This window comes from Mesorhizobium sp. WSM2561, from assembly GCF_000513915.1.
In the GTDB taxonomy this organism is placed as follows: domain Bacteria; phylum Pseudomonadota; class Alphaproteobacteria; order Rhizobiales; family Rhizobiaceae; genus Mesorhizobium; species Mesorhizobium muleiense.
Map to the genome: position 1 here is coordinate 1 of NZ_AZUX01000006.1, position 12,566 is coordinate 12,566.

The following is a 12,566-nucleotide window of genomic DNA, read 5'->3' on the forward strand; positions in this document are numbered from 1 at the left end:
CCATCGCATCAGACATCACAAAGCTCTTCGCCGCGCGAAACACGCATGCGGTCGAGGTGGCGGTGCTGCAGCCGGCCGACCCGTTCCTCGATATGGCCGGCGAGGATTTGCGCCGGCGTATTTTCCTCACCGAAAGCGAGACCGGACAGACGCTTTGCCTGCGGCCGGAGTTCACCATCCCGGTCTGCCTCGACCACATTGCCAGCCAAGCCGGCACGCCGCGCCGCTATTCCTATCTCGGCGAGGTGTTTCGCCAGCGCCGCGAGGGCGGAAACGAGTTTTTCCAGGCCGGCATCGAGGATCTCGGCGACGGCGACATCGCACAGGCCGATGCCCGATCGCTGGCCGATGCGCATGCGCTGCTTTCGCTGGTGCTGCCGGGCCAGGAACTAACGATCACGCTCGGCGACCAGACTGTTTTCGAGGCGGTGCTCGCCGCACTCGGCCTGCCGCGCGGCTGGCGCATGCGGCTGGCCCGCGCCTTCGGTTCGGCGGCGATGCTGGAGGCAGCGCTGGCCGACCTCGCCAATCCGCCGCGCAACGGCCAGCTTGCCGGCGCGGTCGCAGCCCTTGTCCTCGACGGCAATCTGGAAGCGCTTTCCTCGCACATCGCCGGCGGCATGGAACAGGCGGGTCTGTCGGCGTCGGCCGGACGGTCGCCGACCGAGATTGCGCGGCGCTTGATCGAAAAGGCCGAGCTGCGCAGCGTCAGGCTGTCGAACGAGGCATTTTCGGCGCTTAAGGATTTTCTGGCAGTCGATGTGGCGCTCGACGGCGCGGCAAAAGCGCTCGAAACCTTTGCGACCGGCGCCGGCCTTTCGCTGGGCGCGGCGCTGGACAATTTCTCCGTGCGTGCCAGGGCGATCGAAGCGCTTGGCCTGCCCTCGGCAAAAATCCGCTACGACGCCGCCTTTGGCCGTCCGCTCGATTACTACACCGGCCTGGTCTTCGAGATCGCGGCGGAAAACGGTGACCGGCCGCTGGCCGGCGGCGGCCGCTATGACCGGCTGCTGACGTTGCTCGGTGCGAAAACGCCGATCCCCGGCGTCGGCTTTTCCGTCTGGCTCGACCGCATCGAAGCGTTGCGGGAGAAGGCGCAATGATCACCCTGGCGATTCCATCGAAGGGCCGGCTCAAGCAGCAGGCGCTGGAGGTGCTGGCCAAGGCCGGGCTTGCCGTCCGCCTGCCCGGCGACGAGCGCAAATACCGCGCCCGCATCGAAGGCGTGGAAGCGGTCGAGGTGGCGTTCCTGTCGGCGTCAGAAATCGCAGGCGAAATCGGCCAGGGCTCGGTCGACCTCGGCATCACCGGCGAGGATCTGTTGCGCGAAAGCCTCGCCGACTGGGAGGCGCGCGCGGAGATCGTCGCCCGCCTCGGTTTCGGCAATGCCGATGTCGTGGTGGCGGTGCCCGAGATCTGGCTCGACGTCGATACGATGGCCGACCTCGACGATGTCGCCGCCGATTTCCGCCAACGCCACGGCCGGCGGCTCAGGATCGCCACAAAATATTGGCGGCTGACGCAGCAGTTCTTTTCGCAAAAGCACGGCATTCAAGTCTATCGCATCGTCGAGAGCCTCGGCGCCACCGAAGGCGCGCCAGCGGCGGGATTGGCCGATGTTGTCGTCGACATCACCACGTCAGGCTCGACGCTGCGCGCCAATCACCTGAAGGTTTTGGCGGACGGCGTCATCCTGCGCTCGCAGGCCTGCCTGGTTGCATCGCGGAAGCCGCGCGCGACGGCCGACGAGGTTGTTCTGCGCGACATCGCGGCGAAGATGGGTGCCTTCCCTCCCCCTTGAGGGGAGGGTGGACAGCCGCCGAAGGCGGATGGACGGGTGGGGTCGTTGCGGCAGTGCTCGACGCGAGACGACCCCACCCGCCTCGCTTCGCGAGGCACCCTGCCTCAAGGGGGAGGGGATTGCGCTCCAAAACCATCAACGGGATTTCCACCACCCCGGCAGGCTGATAGACTCGGGTCGCCTGCGGAGGAGACGGCGATGCCGATCAATCTCGACGAGTTGAAGAATGCCACCAACCTGCGCGGCCGCCGCCCGAGCAACGGGGCCACGTTTGTCGCGCCGGTCGACGGCAGGGCGCATGTGTCGGGCGAGCGCACCGTGCCGCTGCTGCAGCAAACGATCCCGGCGCTGCTTTCGGACACCGTCGGCAAATACGGCACGCTCGATGCCGCCGTCTTCGTCGACCAGGACAAGCGCTTCACCTGGAGCGAACTTTCAGACACGGTGGACGCGCTGGCCGCAGGCTTCCTGGCTCTCGGCCTGGCAAAAGGCGACCGCGTCGGCATCTGGTCGCCGAACCGCTGGGAGTGGCTGGTGACGCAATTCGCCACCGCCCGCATCGGCCTGATCCTGGTCAACATCAACCCGGCTTATCGGCAGGCCGAACTCGACTATGCGCTGAACAAGGTCGCTTGCCGAGCGCTGGTCACGGCCGTCAAATTCAAGAGCTCCGACTATCTCGGCATGATCGAGACGCTGGCGCCGGAGATCGCGACGGCGACACCGGGCGAGCTCGATGCGAAAAAATTGCCGGCGCTAAAAATCGTCATCCGCATGGGCGAGGAGCATTCGCCCGGCATGCTCAATTTCACCGACGTGCTGGCGATGGGCGGGCGCGACGAGCATGATAGCCTCGACCGGATCTCCGAGGGGCTGAAGCCCGGCGATGCCATCAACATCCAGTTCACCTCAGGCACGACAGGCGCGCCCAAGGGCGCGACGCTGACCCACAACAACATCGTCAACAACGGCAATTTCGTCACCTCGGCGATCAGGCTCACCTTCGACGACCGGCTGTGCATCCCGGTGCCGCTCTATCACTGCTTCGGCATGTCGATGGGCACGATCGGCTGCGTCACCAAGGGCGCGACGATGGTTTTCCCGGGCGAGGGGTTTGATGCCGGCGCCACGCTGAGAGCGGTGGCGGGCGAGCGCTGCACCGGCCTCTATGGCGTGCCGACCATGTTCGTCAGCCTGCTCGACCATCCGGATTTCGACACCTTCGATCTCACCAGCCTGCGCACCGGCATCATGGCCGGCTCGCCGTGCCCGATCGAGGTGATGAAGAAGGTGGTGTCGCTGATGCACATGGCGGAGGTGACAATCGCCTATGGCATGACCGAGACCAGCCCGGTGTCGTTCCAGAGCAGCGTCGACGACCCGCTGGAAAAGCGCGTCTCGACCGTCGGCCGCGTCCACCCGCATGTCGAGGTCAAGGCGATCGATGCCGATGGCGCCACCGTTGCGGTCGGCGCGCCGGGCGAACTCTGCACGCGCGGCTATTCGGTGATGAAGGGCTATTGGGACGACGAGGAAAAAACCCGCGAGGCGATCGATCCCGACGGCTGGATGCACACCGGCGACCTCGCCACCATCGACGCCGAGGGTTATTGCAACATCGTCGGCCGGGTCAAGGATATGGTCATCCGCGGCGGCGAGAACGTCTATCCGCGCGAGGTCGAGGAATTTCTCTACCGCCACCCCAAGGTCAGGGAAGTGCAGGTGTTCGGCATCCCCGACCCGAAATTTGGCGAGGAGCTTTGTGCCTGGATCGTGCTCAAGCCGGGCCAGACCGCCACCGAGCAGGAGATCAAGGCCTTCTGCGCCGGCCAGATCGCCCATTACAAGATCCCGCGCCACATCCGCTTCCGCACCGAATTGCCGATGACGGTGACCGGCAAGCCGCAGAAGTTTATCATGCGCGAGGCGATGGTTGACGAACTCGGCCTAGTGACGCCGAAGACGGCTTGAAGCGGGGTGTGAGCACTCTTTCCGCTTCAATCCGACTGTGCCAGGTCGGTGCTGGCAAAGGCTAAACCGCCGGTCCTTCGAGCCCGCTTCTCTCATGCGACTTCCACAGGTACCAGCCGAGGACGGTACCGAAGAAGAATGTGTGGGCAATGAACTGCACGACCGGGCTTGCTTGCAGGAACCAGGGGAATGCGATCGGCGCGATCACATAGAAATTGACGAGCCACAAGGCGAGGCCAAAGATGCTGCCGAGACCGATGAAGGCTGCTCGCCCTCGCAGCATTGCGGCAATCTCCCCGAACACGATCCCATAGGCGATGGCCAGGATCAAATGTACGACCACGCCGGCGATGCTGGCCGTCAAGAGCGGGTAGCCGGGATCGAGGGCTTCCGGTCCAAGCGCGATGGCGCCGATCATGCGCAGGGGCATGAAGAACGCTTCCGCCCCCATCATGAACGCACTTGCCGCCATTTCGAACGCCGCAAAGACGATGCCTGCGACAATGCCCGCGACGGCCCCCTGTTGGAGTCCCCATCGGATGTCGCGTGGCGTCACCGGCGTATGGATATAATCACGGTAAGCCATAACACTGCTCCCTGTTCTGGACGCAGATTCCTCCGCAAAATCAATGCCGGGAACGCGTCTGCGGTTCCGGGCGTCCGGTACACTTCACGAGGATTTGATTGAATTGATGTTTCTCAGGCCGAGCGGACGGTTCGGCTCATTGCCCGCATCGACGCTGCAGCCTTGCAGCTTTCCCGCGACCGCCCAAAGCCCGGCTGTTACCTCGCGCGAGACCTCAACTGGCTCCATAAATCGTAGCCCGCAAGGAGGACGCCGATGCCGACCGCAACGCCTAGATCGGGATGCGGGACGAACCGGATTACGACGCCGAAAAACGCCAGAAAGACTACAAACGCCAAGACGGCCAGGAAGCGGCTCAAATTCATCTGTTGTCCTCCACTCGCCCCGTCTCTCAGCCCCCGTAGATCAGGTTGGGCAGCCCGTACACGATCTGCGGGAAGATGTAGATGATGACCATGCACAGGATGACGATAAGCAAATAGGGCATCATTCCGCGGAAAATATCCGAAAGCTGAACATGCGGCGGCGATATGCCCTTGAGGTAGTAGGCCGACATCGCCATGGGCGGCGACAGAAAGGCGGTCTGGAGGTTGACCGCGACGAGCACGCCGAAAAACAGCGGATCGATCTCGAAATGCGCCAACAGCGGCAGGAAGATCGGAACGAAGATCACGATAATCTCCGTCCATTCCAGCGGCCATCCCAGGATGAAGATGATGATCTGGGCGACGATCAGAAACATCAGCGGCGACATGTCGAGGCCGGTGACGAAATCGCTGATCAGTTGCTGGCCTCCCAGATAGGCAAAGACCGAGGCGAAGGTCGCGGAGCCGACAAACAGCCAGCACACCATCGCGGTCGTGCGCGCCGTCAAATAGACGGACTCCTTCAGGCGTTGCCACGTCAGCGCCCGGTAGGCGGCGGCAAGCACGACGCCGCCGAGCGCGCCGATGGCGGCAGCCTCCGAGGGCGTGGCAAGGCCGAACAGGATAGCGCCGAGCACCGCGAGGATCAGGGCCGCCAGCGGGACGAAGGAGGTCAGCAGCATCCAGCTGATTTGGAGGACCGAATAGTGCCCCACCTCGTCTCGGGTGGGCTTCGGCGCCAACTGCGGCTGCAGCACCGCCTTCGCCACCACATAGACCAGATAAAGGCCGGCAAGCAGCAGGCCCGGAAGCAGGGCTGCCGCATACATGCGGACCACCGACACTCCCGCCGTCGCGCCATAGACGATGAGCAGAATCGACGGCGGAATGAGGATGCCGAGGGTTCCGCCGGCGCAGATCACTCCCGAGGCATAGCTGACGTCGTAACGCGCCTTCAGCATGGCGGGAAACGCCAGCAGGCCCATCAGTGTCACGACCGCGCCGACGATGCCTGTGGCCGTAGCGAAAAGGGTGCAGGTGATGAGGGCGGCGACCGCCATGGAGCCAGGAACGTGCCGGGTTGCGATAAAGAGGGTGCCGAAAAGGCGCTCGATGATATTGGCCCGCTCGACGATGTAACCCATGAACAGGAACAGCGGGATGGCGGTCAGCACGTCGTTCGAGATCACGGAATAGGTCTGATTCACGAACAGATCGAAAATGCGGTTGTTGAAGAAGCCGCCGACCCAATGCTCCGCAAGCGTCCAGCCGTCGGCGCCATCCTCAACCGCCCGTTCGTAGGCGCGCCACATTCGCCCCGGATTTAGATAAGCGTAATAGCCAAAAGCGACTCCGAGCGCCATCAATGTGAACGCAACCGGGAAGCCAAGGAAGATCGCCAGAAGCAGAATGAGCAGCATCGCGACGGCGACCTGGGGATCGCTCATCTGTCTTCTCCGTCGCGGTCGGGTTTATTGTCGGGGTGGAGGAATGGGAGGTCGACTGCTTCCGAACCGTGATGCAGAACATCGAGCGTCTTGGCTTCCATCAGCACCTTCTCGGTTTCTTCCACGTCTTCAGCCGCGCGCGGCCATGTTCCGGTTCGCAGACAGACGACGCAGCGGAACACCTGGGCAATCCCCTGCACGAAGAGCAGGATGCCTGCCGCCACGATGACGGCCTTGAACTGGAAGATCGGAATCCCGGCCGGACTGTTCGAGCTTACCTCGAGATAGCGGAAGCTGCGCGCGGCATACTTCCAGCCGGCCAGAATCAGCGCCGTGACGCCTGGGAAGAAGAAGATGATGTAGAGGACAAGTTCGACCGCCGCTTGCACGCGCGGCCTCCACAGACGGTAGATGAAATCGCCCCGCACATGCCCGTCCCGCGACAAGGTGTAGGCGCCGGCCATCATGAACATGGTGCCGTAGAGCATGTAGCTGAGGTCGAATGCCCACGCGGTTGGCGCGCTGAACAGGTATCGCACGACAACTTCATAGCTCACGCCGAGCGTCATGACGACGACGCTCCAGGCGAACACCTTTCCAAACCATGCCGAAAGTTCATCGGCGAATGCAATGTAGCGGAGCATGTCTCGGGTTCCGTCAGGTGCAATCCGGCGGCCCGCAAGACCGCCGGATTTGCCGAAGCGGAGGCGCGAATTAGAGCTTCAGCTTGCCGGGGAAATGATGATCGTAGGCCAGTGTCAGATCGGCTGAATTCATAAGCTCGTAATAGACGACGCGTTCGACCCATTGGCGCTGGCTGTCGAGCACCCGCTTCATGAACTCATCCGCCTCCAGCGTCGGGATGATCTTGTCCCAGGCCTCGAGTTGTGCGTCGAGAATCTCCTTCGAGGTGCGGTGCACGGTGACACCGTGCTCGGTCTGCAGCTTCTGCAGGTCGGCCGAATAGTTGTCGAGGGCGAGCGCGGTGTTCGCGGTGCTGGCCGCCTCGACGCCATATTCGAGAATGGCCTTCAAATCGTCGTCGAGGTCGTCGAACACGTCCTTGTTGAACAGGAATTCGAACGACTCGCTCGCCTGATGATAGGACGACAGGATGTAGTGCTTGGCGACGTCCTGCGAACCGAAGCGAAGGTCGGACGACGGATTGTTGAATTCGAAGGCGTCGATGACCCCGCGTTCCATGGCCGGCACGATTTCACCGCCGGGCAGCTGCGCCACGCTGAGCCCAAGGTTCTGCATGAGATCGGCGGCAAGACCGACCGTCCGATACTTGAATCCCTGCAGTTCAGCCGTGGCCGTGACAGGATTCTTGAACCAGCCGAACGGCTGCGCCGGCATCGGGAAGCCATAGAAGCCGACCACGTTGAGGCCCATGATCTCCTGCGTCAGCTCGCGGTAGAGATCCTTGCCGCCGCCCTGGTGGAACCACGCGAGCATGGTGGTGGCGCTGCCGCCAAACACAGGTCCAGTTCCGAAAAGCGACGCGGCCTTGTGCTTCCCGTACCAGTAAACGGGGACAGTATGCGCGGCGTCGATGACGCCGTCATTGACGCCATCCAGCACCTGGAACGCGCCGACGACCGCACCCGCGGGCAGGAGCTCGAACTTCAGCCGGCCGCCGGACATCTTTTCGACGCGCTCTATGTATTGCCGCGCGAAATCCATCCAGATGTCCGAAGCAGGCCAGGAGGTCTGCATCTTGATAGTGACCGGCGACTGCGCCAGTACGGCCGGGGCCGAGAGCGTCGTCGCTGCAGCCGCACCGGCGGTGATGGCTGTGGACTTTTCCAGGAACCCGCGACGCGAGATTTTCTTGTCGGACATTTACTTCTCCCATGTTGTAAACGCTTCTGCCACAACCAGAATATGCGAACTCGCCCCTTGCGCAACCAGTTTCGCTGCCGGTGACATCGGGCATCGGGCTTCGGTCTGGCACAAGCGCCAATATGTTTCCGCATTCGACGATTTTTTAGTCGGCGCTTATCCTTGTTCTGGCCTACATAACGAATGTAGGACTGCTGCGCGGCATGCCAAGGCGGTCGGACCCTCTGGCCGACATCCCCACCCTCACGCCGCCAGCACCGCCTCGTCCAGGGCGCGAATGATCTTGGCCAGTTCGACGCATTCGTCATGCCGGACCTTGTTGCGCCGCCAGGCGAGGCAGATCGTGCGCTGCGGCATCGGTTCCTGGAACGGCACGATCTTCAAATCGCGCATGGCGCTGGCCGGCCCTGCCGCCATTTCCGGGATAAGCGTGACGCCGAGCCCGTGCGCCACCATCTGCAGCAGCGTCGTCAGGCTGGTCGCGCCATAACTTGCCATTGCCACCGGTCGCACGCTGCCGCAGACGGCAAGCGCCTGTTCGCGCAGGCAATGGCCTTCCTCCAGCAGCATCAGCCTTTCCAATGCCGGGCTTTCCGGCGGAACCGGCGGCGAGGCGAAGGCGGGATCGCCGGCCGGCACGGCAAGGAAGAACCGGTCGGAAAAAAGCGCCTCGGTGATGAGCCCGGACTGATCGAGGGGAAGGGCCGCTATGAAGGCGTCGAGCTTTCCTAGCGCGGTGTCCTCGACCAGCGACGCAGTCACCGTTTCACGCAATTCGAGCTGCAAGGCCGGGAAATGCCGTTTCAGCTCCGGCAGCACATGCGGCAGGAGATAGGGCGCCACCGTCGGAATGATGCCGAGCCGGAAGCGTCCTTCCATGGCGGGGCGGCCGCGCCGGGCCGTGGTCTCGATCTCGCGGATGTCAGCAAGAATACGCTCGATGCGCGGCAGCATGGCCAGCGCCTCGTCGGTCATCCGCACCGATTTGCCGCCGCGCTCGAACAGCCGGCAATTCAGCCGCAACTCCATCTCCGCGATCTGCGACGACAGCGCCGGCTGGCTGACGCCGGCCAGCTTCGCGGCACGGCCGAAATGCAGCGTCTGTGCTAGCGCCTCGAAATACTGCATCTGCCGGACGGTGAGACCTATCATAAGCAAAACCTATCGCAACAAACAGGAAAGGCAATTTGTTTTTATCGGCAAGGCGGCCTAATCTGGAACCATTCCAGAATGGCGTGGCTCAGGGCCCGTCCGGAAAATCAACAATCCCGGAAATCAACAATCCCGGAAATCAACAAGTCGGAGAGAACGATGGACGCAAAGACCGATGACACCAGCGCCGGCAAATGCCCGGTCGCGCATGGGTCGGCCGGCAGGACCAACCGTGACTGGTGGCCAAACCAGCTTGACCTTGCCGTTCTCCACCAGCAGTCGAGCGTCTCGGACCCGATGGGCGAGGACTTCGACTACGCCAAGGAGTTCAAGAGCCTCGATCTCGATGCGGTGATCAAGGACCTGCACCAGGTGATGACCGATTCGCAGGATTGGTGGCCGGCCGATTTCGGCCATTACGGCCCGCTCTTCATCCGCATGGCCTGGCACAGCGCCGGCACCTATCGCATCGGCGATGGCCGTGGCGGCGCCGGCGCCGGCCAGCAGCGTTTCGCGCCGCTCAACAGCTGGCCGGACAACGCCAATCTCGACAAGGCACGCCGGCTGCTGTGGCCGATCAAGCAGAAATACGGCAGGAAGATCTCCTGGGCCGACCTGTTGATCCTCACCGGCAACGTCGCGCTGGAATCGATGGGCTTCAAGACGTTCGGCTTCGCTGGCGGGCGCGCCGATGTCTGGGAGCCCGAGCAGGACGTGGATTGGGGGTCGGAAACCAAGTGGCTCGGCGACGAGCGCTATTCCGGCGACCGCGAACTTCGGGGCCATCTCGGCGCCGTGCAGATGGGGCTGATCTACGTCAACCCGGAAGGGCCGAATGGCAAGCCCGATCCGTTGGCCTCGGCACGCGACATCCGTGAAACCTTCGCGCGCATGGCCATGAACGACGAGGAAACCGTGGCGCTCATCGCCGGCGGTCACACCTTCGGCAAGACCCACGGCGCCGGCGATGCATCGCTGGTGGGGGCGGAGCCGGAAGGCGCCGGCATCGAGGCGCAGGGCCTCGGCTGGTCGAGCAAGCATGCCACCGGCATTGCCGGCGACGCCATCACCTCGGGCCTCGAGGTGACCTGGACCACGACGCCGACCAAGTGGAGCAACAACTTCTTCGATAATCTGTTCAACTACGAATGGGAACTGACCAAGAGCCCGGCCGGCGCCCATCAGTGGACGCCGAAGGGCGGCGCCGGTGCAGGCTCCGTGCCGGACGCGCACAATCCGTCGAAGCGCCGCGCGCCGGCGATGCTGACCACCGACCTCGCCCTGCGGGTCGACCCGGCCTATGAGAAGATCTCGCGGCGTTTCCATGAGAATCCGGATCACTTCGCCGATGCCTTCGCTCGCGCTTGGTTCAAGCTGACCCATCGCGACATGGGTCCGGTTGTCCGCTATCTCGGCCCGCTCGTGCCGAAGGAAGAGCTGATCTGGCAGGACCCTGTCCCGGCCATCGATCACGAACTGATCAGCGAGCAGGACATCGCCTCGCTGAAGGCGAAGATCCTGGCCTCTGGCCTGTCTGTTTCCGAACTGGTCTCGACCGCCTGGGCCGCGGCCTCGACTTTCCGCGGCTCCGACAAGCGCGGCGGCGCCAACGGCGCACGCATCCGCCTGGCGCCGCAGAAGGACTGGGACGTCAATCAGCCGACCGAACTGTCGAAGGTGCTTGCGCAGCTCGAAGGCGTCCAGAGCGAGTTCAACGCCGGGCAGACAGGCGACAAGAAGGTCTCGCTTGCCGACCTGATCGTTCTCGGCGGCGTCGCCGCGGTCGAGAAGGCAGCGAAGGACGGCGGCCATGACGTGGAGGTGCCTTTCACGCCAGGCCGCATGGACGCCTCGCAGGAACAGACGGATGTCCAGTCCTTCGCCGCGCTCGAGCCAAAAGTCGATGGCTTCCGCAATTATGTCCGGGGCAAGCAGCCGATGTCGGTCGAAGCGATGCTGGTCGATCGGGCGCAGCTGCTGACCTTGACGGCGCCGGAGATGACGGTGCTCGTCGGCGGGTTGCGGGTGCTCGGCGCCAACACCGGCAAGTCGAAGCACGGGGTGTTCACCGACAGGCCGGGCACGTTGACCAACGATTTCTTCGTCAACCTGCTCAGCATGGACACGGTCTGGGATCCGGCCGCCGGCTCCGATGAAGTCTACGAAGCGCGCGACCGCAAGACCAAGGCGGTCAAGTGGACCGGCACCCGCGCAGATCTGATCTTCGGCTCGCACGCGCAGTTGCGTGCGCTTGCCGAGGTCTACGGGTCGGCGGACGCCGGGCAGAAGTTCGTTAGGGATTTCGTCGCTGCCTGGATCAAGGTGATGAACGCCGACCGCTTCGATCTTGCTCGATCCTGAGGCGGCAAGTGATTCTCTAACAAAAAAGCGCGGGCCTTGACCCGCGCCTTTTTGTATTGAAGCCTTGGAAAATTAGTCCTTCTCGAAGATACGGGTCTTGGCGACCACGCCGGCGATGGCGCCGCCGATCAGTGGTGCGACGATGAACAGCCAGAGCTGGCCGATCGCCGCACTTCCCGAAAACAGCGCCGGGCCGATCGAGCGGGCCGGATTGAGCGATGTGCCGGTCACCGGAATGATGGCGAAGTGCAGTCCTGCCAGCGTCAGGCCGATGACGAGGCCGGCAAAGGCCGTCGCGTGGCTGCCGCTGGTGACGCCGAGGATGACCGTGACAAAGGTGAAGGTTCCGATCAGTTCCCACAGGAGCGCCGAGCTGACACCCCACTTCGTCGCATCCCAGCCGTTGGCGCCGAAGCCGCCGGTATGGCCGCCGACCTGCCCGGAGACGATGATCCACAGCGCCAGCGACGCAATGATGGCGCCGATGACCTGCGCGATCCAGTAGGGGATGACGTCCTTGGCCTCCATTCGGCCGGCGAGGAACACGCCGAGCGTCACCGCCGGGTTGAGATGCGCACCCGAGATCGGGCCGATCGCATAAGCCGCCGCGATCAGGCCGATGCCGAATGCCAGACCGATGCCTTCCTGGCCGAGCGGCAGCGCGCCGCCGAAGCCGCCCGTCACCACCGAAGCCGTGCCGATGAACACCAGTAGAAATGTGCCTAGAACTTCCGCCAGGTAAGTCTTCATTGCCCTCTCCTTGTAATTTCCCGCCGATCCGCTTGCAGTTCTTGGCGAATCACGCAGCGGAAGACTATCGCAACTTCAAAAGTTTGAAAGCATAGCAATGCGAGGGCCGCTGATATCAAGAGAGCTGCGTTTGATCTGGCGTTCTCACGGGGAGAGGGTCAGGGTGAGGGGCAGCGCAAACCTGAAGCGAGCGCCCTCTGCCCGCAAGACTCTCCCCGCTTGTGTGCGCCGGTGGCGCGCTTTAGAGCAGGACCCCGGAATTGATTTGCTGAGTAATGGAATAACAA

At 63.4% G+C, this 12,566-nt stretch carries 10 protein-coding genes; 4 read left to right on the plus strand and 6 right to left on the minus strand.

What is annotated here, in order from left to right:
• The first annotated feature begins 2 nt into the window (after positions 1–2).
• From M727_RS0109095 to M727_RS0109105, 3 genes are all read left to right on the plus strand, one after another.
• Positions 3–1,103 carry an ATP phosphoribosyltransferase regulatory subunit gene (locus M727_RS0109095; protein WP_027152423.1) on the plus strand — a complete coding sequence of 367 codons (1,101 nt, stop codon included), beginning with the start codon at positions 3–5 and terminating at the stop codon, positions 1,101–1,103.
• Entirely contained in the window at positions 1,100–1,801 is a 702-nt protein-coding gene (gene hisG / locus M727_RS0109100; protein WP_027152424.1) for an ATP phosphoribosyltransferase, read from the plus strand. The genes M727_RS0109095 and hisG overlap by 4 nt, the downstream gene beginning before the upstream one ends.
• Before the next feature lie 198 nt (positions 1,802–1,999).
• Positions 2,000–3,772: an AMP-binding protein gene (locus M727_RS0109105; protein ID WP_027152425.1), complete on the plus strand. Its 1,773-nt coding sequence runs from the start codon at positions 2,000–2,002 to the stop codon at positions 3,770–3,772.
• A gap of 61 nt (positions 3,773–3,833) precedes the next feature.
• Here M727_RS0109105 and M727_RS0109110 read toward each other — a convergent pair whose 3' ends face one another.
• From M727_RS0109110 to M727_RS0109135, 5 genes are all read right to left on the minus strand, one after another.
• Positions 3,834–4,358: a hypothetical protein gene (locus M727_RS0109110; protein ID WP_027152426.1), complete on the minus strand. Its 525-nt coding sequence runs from the start codon at positions 4,356–4,358 to the stop codon at positions 3,834–3,836.
• A gap of 391 nt (positions 4,359–4,749) precedes the next feature.
• On the minus strand, positions 4,750–6,171 hold the full coding sequence (locus M727_RS0109120) for a TRAP transporter large permease subunit (protein ID WP_027152427.1): 1,422 nt from the start codon (positions 6,169–6,171) through the stop codon (positions 4,750–4,752).
• Positions 6,168–6,815, minus strand: a complete 648-nt coding sequence (locus M727_RS0109125) for a TRAP transporter small permease subunit (protein ID WP_027152428.1) — start codon at positions 6,813–6,815, stop codon at positions 6,168–6,170. Before M727_RS0109125 ends, M727_RS0109120 begins: the two co-directional genes overlap by 4 nt.
• A gap of 70 nt (positions 6,816–6,885) precedes the next feature.
• The gene (locus M727_RS0109130; protein ID WP_027152429.1) at positions 6,886–8,016 is read right to left on the minus strand and encodes a TRAP transporter substrate-binding protein; all 1,131 of its coding nucleotides are present in this window, start codon (positions 8,014–8,016) and stop codon (positions 6,886–6,888) included.
• A 243-nt stretch (positions 8,017–8,259) separates the two neighbouring features.
• Positions 8,260–9,168, minus strand: a complete 909-nt coding sequence (locus M727_RS0109135; protein WP_027152430.1) for a hydrogen peroxide-inducible genes activator — start codon at positions 9,166–9,168, stop codon at positions 8,260–8,262.
• A 159-nt stretch (positions 9,169–9,327) separates the two neighbouring features.
• Between M727_RS0109135 and katG the strand changes: the two genes are divergently transcribed.
• Positions 9,328–11,529, plus strand: coding sequence for a catalase/peroxidase HPI (gene katG, locus M727_RS0109140; RefSeq protein ID WP_027152431.1), 2,202 nt, complete (start codon positions 9,328–9,330; stop codon positions 11,527–11,529).
• 72 nt (positions 11,530–11,601) lie between these two features.
• Here the strand turns inward: katG and M727_RS0109145 are convergent, their stop codons facing one another.
• Positions 11,602–12,279 (minus strand): aquaporin, encoded by a 678-nt coding sequence (locus M727_RS0109145; RefSeq protein ID WP_027152432.1) that lies wholly within the window; start codon positions 12,277–12,279, stop codon positions 11,602–11,604.
• Positions 12,280–12,566 lie beyond the last annotated feature (287 nt).

What these genes read in the sequence shown, in the direction of transcription:
- hisG (WP_027152424.1), top strand. Translation starts at nt 1,100, where the DNA reads ATGATCACCCTGGCGATTCCATCGAAGGGCCGGCTCAAGCAGCAGGCG.
- M727_RS0109105 (WP_027152425.1), top strand. Translation starts at nt 2,000, where the DNA reads ATGCCGATCAATCTCGACGAGTTGAAGAATGCCACCAACCTGCGCGGC.
- M727_RS0109110 (WP_027152426.1), bottom strand. Translation starts at nt 4,358, where the DNA reads ATGGCTTACCGTGATTATATCCATACGCCGGTGACGCCACGCGACATC.
- M727_RS0109120 (WP_027152427.1), bottom strand. Translation starts at nt 6,171, where the DNA reads ATGAGCGATCCCCAGGTCGCCGTCGCGATGCTGCTCATTCTGCTTCTG.
- M727_RS0109125 (WP_027152428.1), bottom strand. Translation starts at nt 6,815, where the DNA reads ATGCTCCGCTACATTGCATTCGCCGATGAACTTTCGGCATGGTTTGGA.
- M727_RS0109130 (WP_027152429.1), bottom strand. Translation starts at nt 8,016, where the DNA reads ATGTCCGACAAGAAAATCTCGCGTCGCGGGTTCCTGGAAAAGTCCACA.
- M727_RS0109135 (WP_027152430.1), bottom strand. Translation starts at nt 9,168, where the DNA reads ATGATAGGTCTCACCGTCCGGCAGATGCAGTATTTCGAGGCGCTAGCA.
- katG (WP_027152431.1), top strand. Translation starts at nt 9,328, where the DNA reads ATGGACGCAAAGACCGATGACACCAGCGCCGGCAAATGCCCGGTCGCG.
- M727_RS0109145 (WP_027152432.1), bottom strand. Translation starts at nt 12,279, where the DNA reads ATGAAGACTTACCTGGCGGAAGTTCTAGGCACATTTCTACTGGTGTTC.